Origin of the sequence: Paraniabella aurantiaca (genome assembly GCF_050309965.1) — a bacterium.
GTDB lineage: Bacteria > Bacteroidota > Bacteroidia > Chitinophagales > Chitinophagaceae > Niabella.
Genome location: NZ_JBLOSY010000001.1, coordinates 1,406,069 through 1,426,867, shown reverse-complemented (window position 1 = coordinate 1,426,867; position 20,799 = coordinate 1,406,069). Strand labels below are relative to the sequence as shown.

The following is a 20,799-nucleotide window of genomic DNA, read 5'->3' as shown; positions in this document are numbered from 1 at the left end:
AATAAAATTGAAAAATGCTCAAAACGCCAGGCGTCTCAAATCATGATACACACCGGTATTGCTAACAAAAATGATGCAAATCAATGAGTTCAAAACAAATAAATGAATTAAAAAGTTTTGAAACCGGCATTAAAAACTTTTTAATCATATGTCAGTTTCCATTGGCTAAGATCGGGCGCTACTTTTCTTTTTCTTTTCAATTCGTAGTTATAAATTTTTTCTCCCACCTCCCTGAAAAAAGGATAACCCGTTTCTATATACTCATATTTGTTATCGTTAAGCACCTGGTCTTGGTTTACATAAATGCAGGCACTTAGCATAAATTCAACATTGTTTTTAAAATCAACGATGTAGCAAACATCTGTCAGGAAGCCATGACTCCAACCTGTTTTATTGAAACTGCGGATATAACCGGGTATCTTTTGTTTTCCATCTTTAAAGAAAAAAAACTTAGTGTAGCTTTCAAAAAACTCACTTGTATCATATCGGGGAAAACGGCTTTCAGCGGGCTTTTCCGACATGTACCTGTAAAGATTCTTATAGTCATCTTCAGTAAGATTAAATTGCCGGCTTTTAGGAACTGAACCTGGAAATAAAACAGACTGCATCATTTGCTGTAAATCGCTTAGTGTTGCTTTGTTGTGAGCTGTAAAATCATAGGGCGCATTTACGAGCTTATCGTCCTGGTCGAGGTGCGCTTTACCGATTAGTATTTTCCTGCTAAAGTCAAAAACTGCATTACTGGTAGCAGGTTCTTGTGTATAAATGGTTCTTCCATCTTTTTGAAAACGAATAGCGTTGGTATGACGATTTTCTTCTGCGGTCATTTTTACAAACCGTCGGGTAATGCGCATGTTTTTGTAGTCTTTTTTCCAAAGCGTCTCATTTAAATATTGCTGACCGCAAAACTCATACAAGCGATTATAAGCATCATTATCGCTCACCACGAATATTTTTTTTATATAGTGATCGATAGATGGCAGTCCGGTTGCTGCCGTGGTATCAGTGCTAACTGAGGTTTGACCCTCGTAACTGCTATCGGTGAGCATTGCAGTGTACTTATCAATCCCCTTATCTTTTAAAGAGTTTATTTTTTCGAGGGCGGCTAAAGCAGTAGGCAGCTTTACCATAGAGGCCGGATAGAAATACGAATTATCGTCAACGTTGAGGTAAAAACTGGTGAATTTCGGCGAATTTTTTCTGTCCCGGTCTATTTTAGTATAAATGATTTGGTATTTGAATGTATCAGGCTGATTCAAAACATCAGTTAATAATGGGGATGCATTAGATCTAAGTTGATCGTCGAGCCATTGACTATTTTTTATTTGTGCCTGTACCATTGTAAAAAAGATGAAGAATAGACCAGTAAGTTCAAGCTTTTTCATCAGCAAAAGTTAAATCAGAATTTTCAAACTAACATGAAATGTTTCGGTGAACTAAATAAAGTGAACAGAGTTGAGCGCAAATAAAAACTTACAGGAGAAATTTCAAATAACAAATAGCCATTACCTTTGGCGCGCAAAAGTTATATGAAGGACGCATTAATCTATATTAAATAGTTTTATGCGGGTTCCTTTGCCGTTCGTCCGGTGTCAGACGTATTAAAATAAACAAATGAAGCAGACTCCGTTTACACAGAAACACATTGAGCTGGGTGCAAAAATGGCCGAATTCGCAGGCTACAATATGCCGATCAGCTATAGCAGTATTAATGAAGAGCATCATACCGTAAGAAAAAATGCAGGTGTTTTTGACGTGAGTCATATGGGCGAGTTTATTTTAAAGGGAGAAAATGCCTTAGACCTGATACAAAAAGTGACGACGAACGATGCAGCTAAACTAAAGAATGGCCAGGCTCAGTATAGCACTTTTACCAATGAGCAGGGAGGTATTGTGGATGATCTGATCGTTTACTGTGTTGAAGAGAATAATGTTTATATGCTGGTAGTAAATGCTGCCAATATAGATAAAGACTGGAACTGGGTTTCTCAACATAACACAGATGATGTAGAGATGCACAATATTTCTGAAAAAACAGCTTTACTAGCCATACAGGGCCCGCAGGCAACTGCTATTTTGCAGCCGCTCACAGACATTGACATCTTAAACCTCAAATATTACACATTTGCAAAAGGAAATTTTGCCGGAGTGCCCAATGTATTGATAAGTGCTACGGGGTATACCGGGGCAGGTGGTGTAGAGATCTATTTCGAGGATAAAGATGGGGCTGCTGAAAAAATCTGGAACGCTATTTTTGAAGCAGGTACACCCAAAGGTTTAAAACCTATTGGCCTGGCTGCCCGTGATACTTTAAGATTGGAAATGGGCTACAGTTTATATGGTAATGACCTGGACGATACAACAAGCCCTTTAGAAGCCGGCCTGGGTTGGGTTACCAAATTCACCAAAGACTTTACAGCTAAAGAATTATTACAGCAGCAAAAAGCAGAAGGCGTTAAACGTCGCCTGGTGGGTTTTGAACTGGCTGATAAAGGAATTCCCCGCCACGGTTACGAAATTGTAGATGATGCCGGCAATATCATTGGTGTGGTTACATCGGGCACCCAGTCACCTACTTTAGGTAAAGCCATTGGCCTGGGCTACGTACAAACGGGAAATGCTGCAATAGGCTCTAATATTTTTATAAAAGTGCGTGATAAGCAATTGGCTGCAACGATAGTTAAAATGCCATTTGTTTAAAAACCTTTACCACGGCTGTACGAATTTTTTGATTTAAGATAAAAACTATTATTCGTGCATTCGTGGCATAATAACTCCCTGACTAATGTCTCAAAAACCCACTCTTTTTACATCTTTATCTCCCGCTCTTCTACATTTATATGATGTAAAGGACACTGTTGTAGTGGTGATCGATGTTTTTCGTGCTACTTCTACTATTGCAGCCGCATTATATAATGGGGCTCAAAATATCGTACCGGTGGATGCTGTTTCCAGGGCTGTAGAAATCAGCCAGGAAGTGGGTGGTATTGCTGCAGGAGAGCGCGATGGTAAACTGGCTGAAGGTTTAAGCCATGGTAACTCTCCATTAGAGTACACCAAAGATTTTATTGAGAATAAAATACTCGTGCTCACTACTACTAATGGCACCAGGCTACTGCATATGGCACTGGCCAACGGAGCTGATGATATTGTTACCGGTTCGTTCCCCAACCTAAGCTCGGTTTGCAATTACCTGGTAAAACAAAACAAGAACGTTATTCTGGCCTGTGCCGGATGGAAAGACCGTTTTAATATAGAAGACACCTTATTTGCCGGAGCTGTGATCGACAACGTAAAAGAACACTTCACCATTCATTGCGACAGCTCGTTAATGGCCCATAATCTTTATACACAAAATAAGTATGATCTTTTAAAGTTTGCTGAAAACCTTACACATTACCACCGGCTTGTCAACCGTTTCGGCTATATTGATGACATTGAGTTTTGCCTTACGGCTGACGTAGCGGATGTATTGCCATTGTATCAGGAAGAAAAGCTGGTAAGAGGCTAACCATCAAAAATTCTGAGCCTGGTTTTTCACATGTATCGTACAATGTGAAAGAACCAGTAGCGATTTTTTTTGAAAAAAACTTACAAAGATACGGCTTTATTTTCACCTCCTTTCCGGAAATAAAATATTCATCAAAACCTATGGAAAAGCGGAAATCTTTCTTTTATTTTTGCCGATTGTCCCATTTGCACGGCGTTGCCGGAAGGATCGTTTTTAGACGGTCCGGGCTATTCAAAGTACAGAGAAGAACTGGTACAATACAATTAAAGACGACCCTATAAATTAAAAGAACAAGTTTTGGCATTACCCCATATTTTAAAGCACGTTTATACCAACGGAACAGATGAAGTGATCAGGCGCGGAAAGAAAACCCATGCATTGGGTTTCGTGGAGCTGGTGGAGTTTGATAAGCTAACCGGGAATATCGTTTTCCGGGTAAAAGATGATACGTACAGTAGCTTCTATAAAGTGTACATTCAAAAGTACAGCGATCCCAAACAGATATCATTACGTTGTACCTGCCCTTACAACCTGGGAGACATTTGCAAACACGAAGTAGCTTCCTTATTTCAGCTGCAGGAACTTTTGGATAAAGGACAATTAGGCGATGAGGAAGTGTATTACGATCAACGTCACACGGTAGTTAAACTGCGCAATTTCGATCTACGCTCTTTAAGAGCTCTTTGCAGCAGCGAAAGCTTTAATGATGCCGAAAAATTTTTGCAGAAAAAGAAAGTAAAAATTATTTCGGCGAAGGATGAAACGGTAAAGGCCAATGTGGTGTTGCCGGATAAAGATTATACGGTAGTTATCCGTAAAAATGATGAAAGAAATTTTGATACCAGTTGCGAATATGAAGACACGGAGTTCCCGCTGTGTTTACCCAAAGTAATGGTCTTTATGCAATTGATCAAGCAGCACGGGGCTGATTATTTTGATACCATTCGTAACCGTGATGTTGAAAAAAATAAACTGCTGGAAGCCTACGGTTATTCACTGGCCGACGATCTGAAGGGTAAGTTTGAATTTGTATTTAAAGATGGGAAACCCTTTTTGCGTGTATTGGATGTAAAAATAAAAAGGGTTAATACTCCTGGAGCCCTGGTGCCGAAGCCCGCGGCTGCTCAGCAAGCCACAGAAACAGCGCCTGAAGCTGATGTTGCGGTAGAGGCTGCTCAGCACCCCGCAACCCGCCTGGGATTTGTTTTTAACTTTAATAAAAAAACATACCCTTACTTTTCAATAGACACCATAATTGGTGAGGCCAATGAAGATCAGAGCGGCTTTGCGGGAAAGGTAGAATTGCTGGATATTGCTAAATATATCGATACAGCCAACTACGACCCTGCCGACGTTGCGCTATTAAACAACGTACGAAAGCTTCAGGATGCGGAGCTTAAAAAATATATTATACGTAATACGCCATTTACCGATTCATTGGAAGAGCCCACTCTTACCGGCGAACTGGATGAAGAGCAGCAAAAATTAGCTACGGAATATTTATTGCCCCGCATAAAAAAACTACTGGCAGACGGTGGGGAGAATCCGTTGGCGTTTATATTGCCTGCGGGTAAAAAGTTCATTACACAAAATCTTCAAGGGGTGGACGCAATGGACACACCGGCGTCGATCGAGTTTTTTATAGATAAAAACGGCGATGAATTTACCTGTGAATGTTTGGTGCGTACCCGTGGAATGGTGCATGGGATTGAAGAGAATGAAGCGCCTACCTCTTTAGTGTATGTGTATAACCACCAGCTTTTTGCTATGCCGGATGCAGATACCGTAGCACTGGTACAGCCTTTTACCGCTACCGGAAAAATGACGATGTCGTTAGACGAGTGGCCATTGAAATTACATGAGTTTATCCTGCCGGTTTCTAAGGATTATAAAACCGATTTCGACCCTTCGCTTTTACAAACCCTGAAAGGTGCAGAGCCTGAAGTAAAACTGTTTTTAACAGAAAGAGGTGACTACCTGGTTTTCAGACCGGTTTTCTCTTACAAAGGACATGAAACCAGTGCTGCGGGTAAACAGGTGATGTTGATACCTGAAGGAGGAAAAGTGCTGGCCATTCATCGCAATAAGGAGAAAGAAGAAGCTTTTGTACAAAGGCTGCAAAACCTGCACTCTAACTTTGTAATTAACGAAGAAGACGGAACCCTGGCATTAAAAGGTGTTGAAATATTAAAAGAGAACTGGTTCTTCTTGTTTGTAGATGCGATGAAGGAAATGCAGGTACCGGTATTTGGCCATGAAGCGCTGCGTAACTTCCGTTTCAATACCGCTAAACCCCAAACCAAGATCTTCATCAGCAGCAATACCGATTGGTTTGATGCTAAGGTGGATATTATGTTTGGTGAACAGAAAGTATCTATTTCTGAAGTAAAAAGGGCATTGGCAGCGAAGCAGCAATATGTACAGCTAAATGATGGAACCCTGGGTATTTTACCTGACGAATGGCTAAAGAAATACGCGTTATTATTCAGGGTAGGAGAGGGAACCAACAACAAATTAAAACTTTCCCAGTATCATAAGAACGTCATAGACGAACTCTTCGAATTAAAGAATGAAGAAGAGCTGCAGTTTGAGCTGGAAGAAAAATATAACCGTCTTAAAGATTTTGAAAAGATCTACGAGGTGGATGCACCTGAGCATCTGCGACCCATTTTAAGACCTTACCAGTTAGCAGGCTTTCAGTGGCTGAACTACCTGCAACATATCAATTGGGGCGGTATTTTGGCCGATGATATGGGTTTGGGTAAAACTATACAGGCTTTATCCTTCCTGCAACATTACAAGAACAATCACCCCGATATGAAAGCGTTGGTGGTTTGTCCTACCACGCTGATCTATAACTGGGAGAATGAGATCAAGAAATTTGCACCATCCATTACTTATTGTATCCATCACGGTAGCACCAGAACAAGGAGCTCCGATGAGATCATGAAGCATGATATTACGATTACCACCTACGGTACCTTAAGAAGCGATATCAAGCTATTCCTGAATGTTAAGTTTGACTACCTGGTGCTGGATGAAAGCCAGGCGATAAAAAACCCGGCCAGTAAGGTTACGCGTGCGGCATCCTTGTTAAATTCCAAGCACCGCTTATGTATGAGCGGTACGCCTTTACAGAATAATACATTCGATATTTATGCCCAGATGAACTTCCTGAATCCAGGGATGTTGGGTAGCATGGAGTTCTTCAGGCAGGAGTTTGCTATCCCAATCGATAAATTAGGAGAGCAGGAAAGAAAAGAGCACCTGAGAAAGATTTTGTATCCGTTTATCTTACGCCGTACCAAAGAGCAGGTGGCTAAAGACTTGCCGGAAAAGCAAGAGATGATCCTTTGGTGCGAGATGGGTGATGAGCAGCGTCGTATTTATGATGCCTACCGGAACGATTACCGCGACAAGATCTTAGGTACTATTGATAACCAGGGCCTGGGTAAATCTCAGCTTACCATCCTGCAAGGTTTGATGAAACTGCGCCAGATATGCGACTCCCCGGCCATTTTGAATGAAGAAGATGTTTTTGAGAATCATTCTATCAAAATAGAAGAGCTGGGAAGAGAGATCACAGAAGATATGAGTGATCACAAAGCGTTGGTGTTCTCTCAATTCCTGGGCATGCTCGGACTGATTCGCCAGAAGCTGGATGAGTTAGGTGTAAAATATGAATACTTTGATGGTAGCACATCGGCGCCTGACCGGGAAAAGGCCATACAGAATTTCCAGAAGAATGATGAAGTGCGGGTCTTCCTGATTTCATTGAAAGCGGGAGGTGTAGGTTTGAACCTTACAGCAGCAGACTATGTGTATATCGTAGACCCGTGGTGGAACCCGGCAGTAGAGCAACAGGCGATAGACCGTACACACCGTATCGGGCAAACCAAGAATATTTTTGCTTACCGCATGATCTGTAAAGACACGATCGAAGACAAAATATTAAAACTCCAGGAAAAGAAAAAGGCGTTGGCAAAAGACCTGATCTCCGACGAGTCGGGATTTGTGAAGTCCCTGACTAAAGAAGATGTAGAGTATTTGTTTAGTTAGATCGTTAACGATAGTGGAAAATGCTACAAAGTGAGAATGAAGGAGCGAGCGACCTGTTTAATGACGGGCATAAACCTTCAAAAAAACTTTCGACAAAGCGAAATATTATTGTGTTGCTTTTAGTATGCACGGGTGCAGGGATAGTGCTTTATTGGATTGTGTCTAAATGGGGTGGTACCAGAGATATCTTCGGAAAAATATTAAACGAAGACGAATTTCGACAGAATCTTATAATTGGTATTGCTTTTTCTTATCCTGTCATCGCATTTATCATTGGACTCTTAATAAGTCTTTTGCCCTATAAGAAAGCAGCTTATAAAGACAAGTATATTCCGTTTTCTCTTGTAGCGCTTTTTGTTTTGTATTTATCAGTAATTATTTGGTTGTTAGCGTCTTTATTAATGTCATAAAATATAGTATGAAGTTTCGCCGTCTTATCTCTTTGCTTATCATAGCCGCTATTTTGATTGCGTTCTTTACCAATCCCAAGGAAGGTGATTTTAGTAAGTTTATCCAGCCAACTGCAGGAAGGGTAAGCTCCCCTCCGTTAATAGAGTATGAAAGCAAATTGATCTACTCCAATGCTACTGTAACTTATTTTAGCCCTGTATCAGAGCAAGGTAAGTTGGTGGCCGCCGCCACCAAAGAAAAGTATATGGGTTTGTTTGGCCGGTTCTGGCGTATGAATAACTAACGGCACTTTTTAATGATCTTTTGAGAAGGCTGGTAATAAGCGCTGCTCTCAGCTACTTTTTCTGCAAATGCCAATGCTTCGGCCCTCCGGTTCAGCTTATAGGCCGACAAAGCAGCAAAAAAAGCAGCATCTTCTTTATAAGCGGATTCTCCTTCCGAAAGTGGCTTTAATACAGCCAATGCTTCCGCATATCTTTCTGTCTTCACCAGGCTAACGGCATAAAAGAAATTTGCTGCGGCATCGTTAGGTTCTGATGAAGCCTGCTCTTTAAGCAAAGGCAAGGCTTCTTCATATTTACCTTCGTTGAATAACCGGGCACCTTTATTTGACAGATTTTCTGAACCTCTAACCACAGCCTGCGGCATATCAGGCGTTGTATAGTTGTCTATTCCGCCAGGCAAACTGAGATAAAGAATAAATATCGCTGCTGCTGCAATAGCTGCTATCACATATTTTTTAATAGAAACCACTTTTGCTTTTGGTGCATTCTCTATTTTGAAATGTTGTTGTGTAAGCGGGTTTAGAATTTGTTTAAGATCGGCAATACTCGATTGGTGTCCAATATGGCGTTCCAGTATATCATCCGCTTCCAACCAGTCTTCATAATCCTGTTTCAATTGAGCATCGGCTTGCAATTCCAATTCAAAGGCAGCACGCTCCGGCTCACTCATCCGGCCCTCCGTATAGGCTTCTATTTTTTCAAAATTGCTCATGCTGCATGGTTTTTATTGTTTCGTACCAATGATATCAATTCTGCCATGCAAAGAGACTTCTTTTTTCTCAGGTAGGCATAACTTATGCCTAGCTTATCAGCCAGTTGCTGCTGAGATTTATCGGCATAACTGTTCATGATAATTTCACGGCACCGGTCACTTATTTGCTGAAGCATTGCAATTACTATTTCTTCCTTTTCTAAGGTGTCGGCGTAAAATGCGGCGGCTTCATCATCTTTGCTGGCTATCTGGGTATATCCGTCATCAACTGGTTTTGTTACCCCCTGCCTTCTATTTTTTTCAACCTGGTTGATCCATTTTCTTTTGCAAATCAGCAACAAAAAAGCCTCCAGCGGGCAGGTGAGGGTGAAGCTTTTATTTTGTGCCAGCTTATACACATCAATAATCGCTTCCTGGAAAATATCGCCGGCTTCTTCGATGCCGGCTCCTTTCGACAATAAAAAACTTTTAATACCAGGCGCAAAATTCCGGTATATCTCCTCAATTCGCTGGGAGTTATGTTGTCTGAGGGCATCGATATATTGTTGATCGGCGTGCAAGAGGCTGGTTTATAACAAGCTAATGTAGTAAAATTCTTTTCTCTGGTAATAATTAAATAAATTTAGGCAGCCATTAAAAACCGGGGTAACAAAATCTACTCCTTATTGATATACTGGAAAACTGCCGGCGTGAAATATTTTTATACTTTTTTCTTACTGATACTTTGCTTTAACACGATCGCCCAACAGGCGGATAGTACCATTATTGCAACAACCGATAGCAGTAACCGGGTATCCTTTTCTATAAAGCTCCCTGCTCTTACGCAAATTCCCGGTGCGCCGGCACCTTTTTATACCTATCTCTGGGATTTTGGCGACGGCCATTTCAGTACTGCAGAAAACCCTCAGCATATATATACCAGGGCTGATAATTATGAGGTAATGCTGTACGCCGTTAATAACTATGACGACGGGAGGAAACCCCAACGGAAAACACAAAAAATACAGGTCAATAAATCTTCGCCCATAAAAGATAATGTGGCATCCGTTGCCGAAAAAGACTTTTTTAAGGCTAATGGCTTGTTCGAGCTAAAGTATAACTGTATGGCCAAGCCTAATGATACCCTGGTATTGATTGTGGGTTGGAAGAATACGGAAGCCCAACAGCAAAAAGGCCGTTTGTACCTGATGCTCAATGAAAAACAGTTTGATCAAACCTGTTTTGATACTTCCGGTTTTAGATCCTACAGTAGCACAGCGCCATTAATGGCTTTTACAAAAACTACAGAGATGCCGTTACTACAATCCGATCTCCTGGTTACCGAAAGTGGCAGCCCCGCTTCCAATTTTCCTGTAACAGTGAAGGCCGCAGCTGCGGGAGCCTTGTTCGCCGGTACCACCTCACTTTATAAAAATGTTTATAGCTCAGATATAGAAAATACACCCGCCGGGGAAGCCCGGTTTTCTTTTTTGCAGTTGCATGTTACTCCTGAAATGATCAAAGACACGAATGCCACGCTTACTATAACCGGCGTGTATGTTCCCGAAAAAGGAAAACCTGTTATGCATAAACTGAGTGTTCCGGTAGTTAACTCGCATGATCCTAATAAAATGAATATAAAAGGAGGTCGCATCAGTTACCGCTTTCTCAAAAAATATAAACCCTTAAATTATAAAGTACGTTTTCAAAACAACGGGAAGGGGCCCGCCAGGAAAATCGCACTGGATATGACAATGGCCGGTGTTTTAAATCCTGAGACGATTCAGGTTACCGATATGTCGCCCTTTTGTCCACCCTGTGATAGTCTGGCAAAAGAAAAGCGGGGATGCTGGGAGCTTGAGAAAAATGAAAAAGGAGCCATATTCACATTTCATGGAATCTACCTGGCGGGTACCAATCAGAAAGGGGTGGAAGATAAGGACAGCACCAAAGGCTTCCTGGAGTTCAGCATAGTTACACGCAAAAAGCTGGAGAATAAACCTTTTAAATCCCGCACTGCTATTTATTTTGATAAGAACGAGCCGGTAATAACCAATCATGCAACGGGTAGGTTTAAAAAAAGTCCTTCTCCCATATTTATGGCCGGGTACGAGCAGGCATTCGGCTCGGGCGCCACAACCAGTAATGGCATCGTTACCGGTGTAGGCGTGGCCCCGTTGGCACCCTATCGTCCTTACCTGCAATTGGAACTATATTATAAACAGGGATTAAAAACTACCGGAACCCATATTGATGGTATAGAGCGATCCGGAGTTATAAGAGTGGGCGAACGGCAGGAATACGCATATAAAACTTTCGACTCTTCTCAAACAAATACTATAAGCCAGGTTAGGCTGGTGCCTTTGCAGCTGCGCCATAATATAGGCGATTATTTTTCTGTTGGGGCTGGAGCTGCGGTAACCGCTGATGTAGGAGGAAGGATAGAATCGGAAAATGCCTACCATATTGTGGGAGCCAACGGGGTGGCTGCGGAACCCTACAAAATGGTGCAGACAGAAAATATTAAAGCGTTTAGCAACTGGCGATTTCAGCCTTTTGTTGACATGCAGGTAGGGAAGGTAAAGCTGGGGCCTCACCTGGGGATCCGGTATTATTACAACGGCAAAAACAATAGCTTCGGTTACATATATGCAGGTTGGCGTTTTTAATTCAATCCACCCAATATGGTAAAAACAGCGCTGTTGATTCTTCTAGTGGCGCTGGCAACACTGTTGTCGGGTAATGCCGGTTTACAGCATTCCCAAAGGGCTGCTATTTACACAAACCTGAAAGCAAAGGATTCTTTATTGGGTTATATCAATTACGCCTTTGATGCGCTCGATGAAAACCCGGTTTTAGTTAACAAAGCAGACTCGGTATTCAGCAATATTTGGCGGAAGCCAACTTCCTACGATGAAAAGTTAGGCTATTATCACCTGCTTATTAATATCGGTTATCATTTGCTGCAAAGCAGGCAGGTGAGGGCATCAGCCAGCTGGTATGAAAAGGCTTTGTTGTTTTACGAGGAAAATAAAGCAGATAATCGCCTGGCTGCTGAAATGCAACCCGAAGAATACATTGGTAAGCCGCTGGGGAATAATTATACACGAATAGGAGATTTTAGCAAAGCAATCGCTATACAACAACAAACCATAGCATCGGCGGTTAAAGAGCACAAACAGGAAATGCTTCCAGGACTATATGCCAACCTCGCGACCACCTATTTTTATATGAGAGATTACCCGCAGGTTCATAGCATCATTAACCTTGCCATTAGCAGCCTTAAAAATGCGTCACAAGCCATCGCAACGTTACTGTACAACCAGAAAACAGAAGCATACCTGGAAACCGGCCAGACAGACAGCGCAACCTATTGGAACCGGAAAGCCTTATCGGTACCGCCCTCTGATAATACGGCATGGCAACAGGCAGCATTAACCAATAGTGCCCGTATTTTAAATAAACATCATAAATATTCAGAAGCGTTAGTACAGTTACAGGCAGCCTGGGATATTGCAGGAGCGTCATCTGTAACAGATAAAGCCGGACTGTCCAATGAAATAGCCGTTAATCTTTTTAAACAGAACCAGCCCACTTTAAGTAAGGCATGGTTTGAGCAAACCCTGGCGTTTTTTAAAACCGATTCGCTGATTGTATATCCCGATTACCATGTAACCACAGCCATGTTTGGCCTGGCACTGTGCTACGAAGTTCAGCAGCAAACAGACAGCAGCTCTTACTGGGGTACACAAGCGGTTTTAAATGACTACTTTACCCAGCAATTAATTGATCCCTGGCTATATAGCAAGAGTAACATATATTCGAACGAAGCACAAACCAACGATGTGATTGCCTTGCATCACCAATGGTTTGAAACTACCCATAATGACGAATTTTTATGGAAGGCGCTGTGGATGACAGAGCTATCCAAGGGGCGTAAGTTGATGTATGAGCAACAGCGATCGGGAACCTGGAAGGCTGATGCAACCCTAAATAATGCAGATTTAAGCGAACTGCGCAATAACTACCTGTTGCTGGCACAGGCTGTTTCTCCCGAAGAAAAAGAGGTAATAAAAGAAAGAATTTCCCGGCAGGAGTATCAGTTCAGTCTGAGAGGAAGCCGTTTTTCGCAATCATTAACGGTCCCGTCATTTACTAATTTTAAAAACCAGGTAAACGAGAGCCGTAAAACTAATAATGTGATCAGTTATCATTATACGGATAAAGGTTTGTACCTGATAAAGGCAAACAGTAGTGGTCTTTCCAGCTTTGTTGACTCAACGATCAGGGATTTGCAGGACATCGGGGACTTTACGAAAAAGTACTTCTATTCCGGTCCGCAGGCTTTTGGGAATAGCCCGGGAACTTATTTTAAAACAGCTCACGCCCTCTTTAAAAAATACCTGCCGGGTGAAACAGGTAAAAATGGAGACTATATCATCTCTCCATCAGGCCGTTTGCACGAACTCCCTTTCGAAGCACTGCCTATGGACGATAAAGGAAGTACATATTTCGGCGTAGAACATGCGGTTAGTTACCAGTTCTCCCTGTTACAGCTTGCAACACCGGCTAAAACGAAGCCGGCCGCAATTCACGTGTTTAGTTTTGAGAATGAGCACCTGGGCTTTCCGGCCCTGCCATCAACCCAAAAGGAGGCAGATTATTTGCGGGAGCGGTTTTCCTGCACTTACAGCAGTGCTGAAACTACGACCGATAGCGCATTTTATAGTTCACTAGTTGAGCATAACGTTATCCACCTGGCTTCCCACGCTGTGGCAGGTGATAGCACACAGCAGCCGTTTATTGTGCTTCAAAAAAAGCTTTACCTGGGACAGCTTCAATTTAATATTGCTAACTGCCCTTTGATCGTGTTATCTGCCTGCGAAACAGGAAAGGGTGCCAGTCTGCACAATGAAGGTATTATAAGCCTGGGGAGAGCTTTTATTAGCAGTGGGGTGGATGGCGCTTTATCCACGCGGTGGGAAGTGGATGACGCAGCTGCGGCCGATTTAACCCGGCTTTTTTACGGGGAGCTTGCAGATGTTAGCTTGCCTGCGAAAGCATTGCAAAGAGCCCGGGCGGCATACCTGAAAAAAAACACGGCGATCGCAGCGCAAAATCCCTGGTTATGGGCAGCCTTATTATACCAGGGGAAAAATCATCCGGTTTTGCTTCAAAGTAAACCTGCAGAATTCATTCAATACCTGATTGCCGGAGCAATTATCGCATTGGGTGCAGTCATCTTCTTTCTCCTGAAGAGAAAAAAATAAAATATTTCCAATTATGGGGTAACAATTGTTTCGGGTGCCTGATATGCCTGTAAACAAGTTTAAAACAATAAAACCCCCATAGTTATGAAAAAGATATTTTTACCCTTGGCATTGGTTGCTGTAACCATTTTAGGTTTAAGCTCCTGTAAGAAAAACGACAGTCCGGCCATTCCCGGTAATAACGATCAGGCCTCGGCTCGCATGATGCAGGCTTTTTTTGAGAAGCATGCGCCTAAAACGGAAACGTTCAGCTTTGATGCTACCACCGGCGGAACCATTACTTTGAAAAGCGGTACCAAAATTACTTTCCCGGCCAACGCGTTTGTAAAGCCTGATGGTTCCCCGATAGCAGGGCCGGTAACGGTTAGCGCAAAAGATATTTTAAAGGCCAGCGATATGATACTGGCGAACAAACCAACTGTTACCGCTTCTGGCGAAATGCTGGAGTCTTTCGGAGAAATAATAGTGAATGCGAGCAGGAATGATACGGCACTTCGTTTAAATCAGGCAGTAATGCAACGCCCCCCAACAGTAATGGTACCGGTTGGTACAGCTACCGGCGCTAAACGTGAAGCACCCATGTGGGCAGGTGACACAACCGTTTCTTATACCAATAATGGCTATAATCACGAAAACCAGCCTACATCAGTTACAGTTCAGTATTCCTTATCCAAAGGAATAGATTGGAGCCAGATCCCAGGCTGGGGTGCCGTTAATGGTGGTACCACCACCTTCCCCCTGGATGCATTGGGGCAGTGGAGAAACTGCGACGCATTATACAATGATCCTAACCCCAAGACCACCGTACTGGGATATTTTGGAAACAGGTTCAATGGACAAACTGGCTCGGGAGGGCAAACACCCAGTATGTTGTTCTTTAAGAAAGCAGGAACCAACACCTTAATCAACTATTCGGTAATGATATTAAACCCTGCTCCTGGCAAAGAAGGCTTTCTGAGCTATCAAAATTCAATGCCCATCGGCACATCGGGCACTTTTTTAGCAATGAGCGCAAAAGACGGAAAGTTTTATGCGGAACTGAAAGATGTAACATTCGGAGCACCGGCGGCAGGAAAAGATTTTATCTCCTATAGTTTTTCACTTACGGAGGTTTCTGAAACACAACTTTTAAATCTGATTAACCAGGTTAATACCAAATAATACCTGATCTATAAAAATTCCGGCAAAAGAAGGGTTGCTTACACGGCAGCCCTTTTTGTTGTAAACCGGGCTAAAAAGAAAAAAGGTCCTTCCGTAGAAACGGACTGACCTCTAACGATTGCTTGCCATATGAAAAATCTTCGAAAAATCTATTTTGTGTCACTCTTCACTCTTTCTTTTCCTCTGTAATAACCCCTTTGTGTTATTGTTACACAAAATTAATTGCTAAAACGACAATTATTAAATCAACTTAAAGTCAATTCTATTACTTCTAACCAGTGTAAAATTAATGAAAGGCGCTACTGTATTGGTTTTTGTGGCAGTGTTTACATGCTACCCAAGGCAAAAAATGAGCTTACAATAAGATAAAATGGAGGCCGGGATGTCAACTTTCGACAGGGTCATCCCTTTTTAGATTGAAAACCGGCTAAAAAGAAAAAAGGTCCTTCCGTAGAAACGGACTGACCTCTAACGATTGCTTGCCATATGAAAAATCTTCGAAAAATCTATTTTATGTCACTCTTCACTCCTTTCTTTCCCTCAGTAATAACCCTTTGCGTTATTGTTACACAAAGTTAATTGCTAAAACGACAAATATATAGACAAATAAAGTGCCATTTAGTTCCCCTCAACGGGCGGGTTTTGATAGAATTCCGCTACAGTAAAGGGTTTCGTGTGTTTATTATCAACATATCCAAGGTCAAAATGAAATCTAAAAGTACCGATAAGGAGTTGTGGTTCTGGTAGCGCAAAGTATTAGCAAGCGGCCTGAAAAGAAAAAAGGTCCTTCCGTAGAAACGGACTGACCTCTAACGATTGCTTGCCATATGAAAAAAACTTAAAATCTAATTTTTTTGAAGCTTTCGCTTCTGAATACAAAGATATATTACAAACAGAATGCCGAATAATAAGTTAATGTTAATATTTTCACCTCAAAAGGATATAAAAGAGTATGAAACGCAGTCTGGAACTGAATTACAGCCTGTTTGTCTTATTACATCCAAACACCAGCCAATCATCAGCATAATTGATTTGAAACAAGTATTTTTCTACCTTTTATTAACAACTTTTAAAAAAAGTTTAAAAAAAAGTTAATCGGTATATAAATTAATTATACCTTAGCGAACCTTTATATCGAGAAAACGAACTGGATGTAAAGACAAACTCCTACTAAGCGTAGCAGGTGTTTAAAGAAGACCTCTAATTGATTGCCTCTAACGATTGCCGGCCATGTGCTGATTTAAAATGTTGATCCGGGTTTTTTACCCGGATTTTTTGTGCCTTTACTGGCAATGCCTTTAATTAAAAAAGGTCCTTCCGTAGAAACGGACTGACCTCTAACGATTGCTTGCCATATGAAAAATCTTCGAATAATCTTTTTGAAGTCCTTCTGCACCCAGTCTTTCCGCACTTTCCAATAAACCTGTTTGTGTTATTGTTACACAAAGCTAGGCAAAGCCAGAGCCGTTATAAAACCAAGTTGCAACATCTTTTTTCTTTTTCAAACACTCATATTTTTTTACAACCCGCTTCGGTATTGGGTTTCAGCGCGAACGGCCTATCATACCCAAGCCATAAAAAGGAAGCAAAAAGATTTAAATTCACTTGATTCCTGCTTTTTTTGAAAGCGAAAAGAAGAGACTTTGAAATATTCTATATAAATATGCGTTTTTAAAATGGCCGCCTGCAACATAAAATGCAGAGGAGGGACTTAACATTTTCTTGTAAATTGAAATTCTCCTAATATCAGTAGATTTGTATTTATGGCGAAGACTACTTCACAATCTCAGGGCTCATTTTCCTTTTTTGATGACCTGGACAAGACGGATCCGGTGCCTGAGCCTAAAAGGCATGTACTACGGCCTCCTGCACAAATTGAGGCAGTTGAAGAAGAAATAGTACAGCCCGGGGCTGTGGAAGAACCGCCAGCTCCGGATGAACCGGAGGTGGATTTTGTGGAAGATGTTGCGTCTGCCGTTGATAATGACACTATCCCCAAAGTGGAAGCTGAAAGCCATTCTGAAGAGGAAGCTGAATCTGCCATTGATTTCAATGAAACCGATGTGGAAGAAGAGGAAATGGTGGAAGAAAGTGCTGCGCATGAGCACACCGGTGAAATAGCACAGGAGAGAAGAAGCTCCCGGGGAAGAAAATCTGTAAAAGAACATAGCCTCGCGGCTGAAATGATTGAAATGCCGGGAGATGATGTGTTATACGCTAAACAATACTACAGCATGGGAGAAGTTACTTCTATGTTTAAAGAAAATCATTCCCTGATTCGCTACTGGGAAAGCGAATTTGATATTCTAAGGCCGAAAAAAAATGGTAAAGGAGACCGTTTTTTCAGACCAGTGGATGTAAAGAATCTTTACCTGATTTATGATTTATTACGGAGACGCAAATTTACCATTGAAGGTGCCCGGGACTATCTTAAAAACAATAAAAAAGCAGATGAAAAGTTTACTGCTGTACAATCGCTCGAAAAGATAAAGGCATTTTTCCTTGAGCTTAAAGCATCGCTTTAAGCTTTACTGATACGTTACCTGTACTGTTTTTGAATACGACTTTTTGCCGTCAACATCAACTTGTGCTATACGGATAAAATATTTCGCAGCAGTATCCGTCTTTTTTGTAGAATCCCATTTACTGCAGGAAGTCATCAATAAAGTGCTTGTCACAACAACGATCATCCTATATTGAGTGCTGCGTTTAAGAAAGCCGGCAAGAAACAAGGCCAATAAAGAGCCAGTTACCAGGCTAATTTCTTTGCCTTCCATTGTAAAGCTATAGGATAATTCTACCGGAGAATCTCCGTTGGCAGCCTTGGTTTTGACAACGCCTATTTCTTTAAAAATTTTGCCATCTGCAGAAATCTCCACACCAAAATGATCATTGGCTTTTTCCGAAAGAGTATTCCAGTTTACAACGAGCTGCTCACCAACAAATGAAGCAGTTAATTTATCGAAGATTGCCGGTAAAACCACAGCATTTCCTAAAAAACTGAAATCGTTGATACTGTAGGTTCCTGTACCATTGTCGGCCTCATACCCGTAAAAACGGAATGTAATGGGTGAAGTTATGTTTTGGAATGCGGAAGCAGAGAGGTCAATTGTACGCCCATTGGTATTGGCGGGGCCAACATTCGTGGCAAAATTATCAAGGCTTGAGCGAAAGGCAAATGATCTGGGACCTGTACCGGATCGCTGCCCGGTGTAGGTAAAACTACCGAGGCTGAGGCTGTAGCCTGGGTTGGGAGTTATGGTGAAGTAATAATAATCTGCAGGATTGTTGGGGTTGGTAATGCTGGTATTTTGGGTCCATCCACTGGCATTGTACCTATTATTAGCATTATCGCTTGATATACCAGACCCTCTTCCGATTACGGAAACGGTAACATCAGGATCAACAACTTGTCCTGCTACATAAGGATTACCTGTATTTGGATTGGTTCCTGTGATAGAATTGCTCCAAATAACCTGTGCATTAATGTTGGTGCAACAAATGCACAAAATAATTGATAAGAGGCTGAATCGAATCATACATAAACAGTTATAAATTGTAAAGGCAATCTATATAAAATAATATCTATAAAAAAATAAATTTATTAATTATAATTGTTATATGAAAAGCTATCTGCTTCGCGAACATTTCTTATTATGATATGTTGAAGCTTCGTAAGTTCTTTAAAAACTATAAGGTCAAAAGGCAATAATGAAAAAACTCGCTTTACTAAGTATTTTACATATTATGGTATTATTAACGGCACAGGCTCAGAATTACGGAACAGTAAAGGATCGTACGGGAAAAAAATTACTCAAGGGTTTTGTGACCGATAGTATTTTAAAAGCTGATCCGGCCGAGTTTAAATGGTTTGCTGAAAACGAAAGCGTATACAAGCCTGCAGAAGCCGTGGTCAATAGTTTTATAGCCCAAAAAGACAGTGTGACTTTTATGGTTTTCTTTGGAACCTGGTGTCCCGATTCTCATTATGTTGTTCCCCGTTTTTATAAAATTCTGGAACAGGCAGGTGTCGATAAAAAACGAGTAACGCTTTTTGCACTGGATAGAACCAAGAAAGATGAGGCACATTTTGCCACCAATTTTAATGTACTGCATGTGCCTACGATCATTATTTTGAAGGAAGGCAAAGAAACAGGTCGCGTGGTAGAATATGGCGCTACAGGCAAGTTTGATGAAGAACTTGCTAAGGTTTTGAATGAGAAGTAAAAGAATCAGCAGGATTTGTAATGGTAATACTGGTTGATTTGCCTGCAGCGTCTACACCAATGTTTTCCATTAATTGCAGTACCGTCAGGTTTACTTCTTGTTTTACCTGGTTATATTGTGCGATATTTTTAGGCTCTGTATAATAATCACCTGCAATCACCAGGGCGTTGGGTGTTATTTCAGTAAGAAACAGGTTAAAGTTCTGTATTTCCGGCCTGGTGAGAATTTTTCTGATGCCATTTAGCAATTCATCCACTTTAGCGGGAACGGTGTCTACACCAATTTCCAATCTTAAATCGGCACGGCGCTGGGTACGGTTACTCAGGTTATCCAATACACTATCTACCATTTGTTTATTAGGAACGGTGATATAGGTTTTGGCATCAGTGCGGATGCGTGTGCTTCGCAACCCTATTTTTTCTACAACGCCACTAAAGCTGTTGACCTTTACGGCATCTCCCATTTGAAAAGGCTTGTCAAAGAAAATAATAAACGAGGCAATCAAATTTTCCAGGCTTTCTTTGAGGGCTAAAGCTATAGCCGCGCCTACAATACTCAGTCCTGTTACCAGCCCTTTTACATCATAGTTAAAAGTATATTTTAAAATAAGCAATCCGCCAATAAGGCCTATAACTACCTTAATAAAATCTTTAAAGAAAAATACCAGCTGATGATTGCCCTGATCTCCGTTTTGCATGTAACGGTTTCTAATGAGCAAAACCACAAAATCCATCGACTTGATCAAAAAGCGGAAAAAGGTAATAATTAATAGCGTAGTGCCAATCATACGCAGTAGTTCCTTGATCCCGATTTTGTAAACCTTGAAGTCGAGAACCGATGGAAATGTAAGGCGGTCGAGCGCCACCAGGGTGATCAACACCGCGATAAATAAACCTAAGGGTTTGGCAATAAGACTTTTAAATATAGATGGGTCAATACTTTTGTAACGGCTTTTAATAAGGTAAGCAAAAAAAGACGCTATATAATGTGCAATAAACCGCTTGAATAAGAACCCAAGAAAAATAATAACAGCAACTATCAGGTAGCTCTGCAGCGTATTGTCCAGGTATACCTCTTGTAAAAAATTCTTCATTCGATTAATATAAAAAGTTAATTCAAAAGTAAAAAGGTATTTGCTCTGGCAATCTTAATATCTGCTTACTGGCATACCTTTGCGCTCAAAAT

General features: G+C 41.3%; 15 protein-coding genes. 10 read left to right on the top strand and 5 right to left on the bottom strand.

The window, feature by feature from the left end; genetic code table 11:
• Positions 1-140: 140 nt before the first annotated feature.
• Entirely contained in the window at positions 141-1,385 is a 1,245-nt protein-coding gene (locus tag ACLOAU_RS06095) for a serine hydrolase (RefSeq protein ID WP_427860969.1), read from the bottom strand.
• Between the two features lie 229 nt (positions 1,386-1,614).
• Here ACLOAU_RS06095 and gcvT point away from each other — a divergent pair, with 229 nt between their 5' ends.
• The 5 genes from gcvT (at position 1,615) to ACLOAU_RS06070 (ending at position 8,264) form a co-directional block, all read left to right on the top strand.
• Positions 1,615-2,700: a glycine cleavage system aminomethyltransferase GcvT gene (gcvT, locus tag ACLOAU_RS06090; RefSeq protein WP_427860968.1), complete on the top strand. Its 1,086-nt coding sequence runs from the start codon at positions 1,615-1,617 to the stop codon at positions 2,698-2,700.
• Between the two features lie 85 nt (positions 2,701-2,785).
• Positions 2,786-3,511 carry a 2-phosphosulfolactate phosphatase gene (locus ACLOAU_RS06085; RefSeq protein WP_427860967.1) on the top strand — a complete coding sequence of 242 codons (726 nt, stop codon included), beginning with the start codon at positions 2,786-2,788 and terminating at the stop codon, positions 3,509-3,511.
• A 297-nt stretch (positions 3,512-3,808) separates the two neighbouring features.
• Positions 3,809-7,570, top strand: coding sequence for a DEAD/DEAH box helicase (locus ACLOAU_RS06080; protein WP_427860966.1), 3,762 nt, complete (start codon positions 3,809-3,811; stop codon positions 7,568-7,570).
• Positions 7,571-7,590: 20 nt separating this feature from the next.
• Positions 7,591-7,980, top strand: a complete 390-nt coding sequence (locus ACLOAU_RS06075; RefSeq protein WP_427860965.1) for a hypothetical protein — start codon at positions 7,591-7,593, stop codon at positions 7,978-7,980.
• Between the two features lie 8 nt (positions 7,981-7,988).
• The gene (locus ACLOAU_RS06070; protein WP_427860964.1) at positions 7,989-8,264 is read left to right on the top strand and encodes a hypothetical protein; all 276 of its coding nucleotides are present in this window, start codon (positions 7,989-7,991) and stop codon (positions 8,262-8,264) included.
• Here ACLOAU_RS06070 and ACLOAU_RS06065 read toward each other — a convergent pair.
• Together ACLOAU_RS06065 and ACLOAU_RS06060 are read right to left on the bottom strand one after the other, a co-directional pair.
• Entirely contained in the window at positions 8,261-8,977 is a 717-nt protein-coding gene (locus tag ACLOAU_RS06065) for a tetratricopeptide repeat protein (protein ID WP_427860963.1), read from the bottom strand. The genes ACLOAU_RS06070 and ACLOAU_RS06065 overlap by 4 nt on opposite strands.
• On the bottom strand, positions 8,974-9,537 hold the full coding sequence (locus ACLOAU_RS06060) for an RNA polymerase sigma factor (protein WP_427860962.1): 564 nt from the start codon (positions 9,535-9,537) through the stop codon (positions 8,974-8,976). The genes ACLOAU_RS06065 and ACLOAU_RS06060 overlap by 4 nt, the downstream gene beginning before the upstream one ends.
• A gap of 129 nt (positions 9,538-9,666) precedes the next feature.
• Between ACLOAU_RS06060 and ACLOAU_RS06055 the strand changes: the two genes are divergently transcribed.
• The 4 genes from ACLOAU_RS06055 to ACLOAU_RS06040 all read left to right on the top strand — a co-directional run bounded on the left by ACLOAU_RS06055 (position 9,667) and on the right by ACLOAU_RS06040 (position 17,912).
• Positions 9,667-11,625, top strand: a complete 1,959-nt coding sequence (locus tag ACLOAU_RS06055; RefSeq protein WP_427860961.1) for a PKD domain-containing protein — start codon at positions 9,667-9,669, stop codon at positions 11,623-11,625.
• 15 nt (positions 11,626-11,640) lie between these two features.
• A complete protein-coding gene (locus tag ACLOAU_RS06050; protein WP_427860960.1) occupies positions 11,641-14,226 on the top strand; it encodes a CHAT domain-containing protein in 2,586 nt (861 codons plus the stop codon).
• 84 nt (positions 14,227-14,310) lie between these two features.
• Positions 14,311-15,387: a hypothetical protein gene (locus tag ACLOAU_RS06045; protein WP_427860959.1), complete on the top strand. Its 1,077-nt coding sequence runs from the start codon at positions 14,311-14,313 to the stop codon at positions 15,385-15,387.
• Between the two features lie 1,763 nt (positions 15,388-17,150).
• Positions 17,151-17,912, top strand: a complete 762-nt coding sequence (locus ACLOAU_RS06040; protein WP_427860958.1) for a MerR family transcriptional regulator — start codon at positions 17,151-17,153, stop codon at positions 17,910-17,912.
• 3 nt (positions 17,913-17,915) lie between these two features.
• Here the strand turns inward: ACLOAU_RS06040 and ACLOAU_RS06035 are convergent, their stop codons facing one another.
• Positions 17,916-18,926, bottom strand: coding sequence for a hypothetical protein (locus tag ACLOAU_RS06035; RefSeq protein ID WP_427860957.1), 1,011 nt, complete (start codon positions 18,924-18,926; stop codon positions 17,916-17,918).
• 172 nt (positions 18,927-19,098) lie between these two features.
• Between ACLOAU_RS06035 and ACLOAU_RS06030 the strand changes: the two genes are divergently transcribed.
• Entirely contained in the window at positions 19,099-19,614 is a 516-nt protein-coding gene (locus ACLOAU_RS06030) for a thioredoxin family protein (RefSeq protein WP_427860956.1), read from the top strand.
• Here the strand turns inward: ACLOAU_RS06030 and ACLOAU_RS06025 are convergent.
• Entirely contained in the window at positions 19,592-20,707 is a 1,116-nt protein-coding gene (locus tag ACLOAU_RS06025) for a mechanosensitive ion channel family protein (RefSeq protein WP_427860955.1), read from the bottom strand. The two genes, ACLOAU_RS06030 and ACLOAU_RS06025, sit on opposite strands and share 23 nt — an antisense overlap.
• Positions 20,708-20,799: the final 92 nt, after the last annotated feature.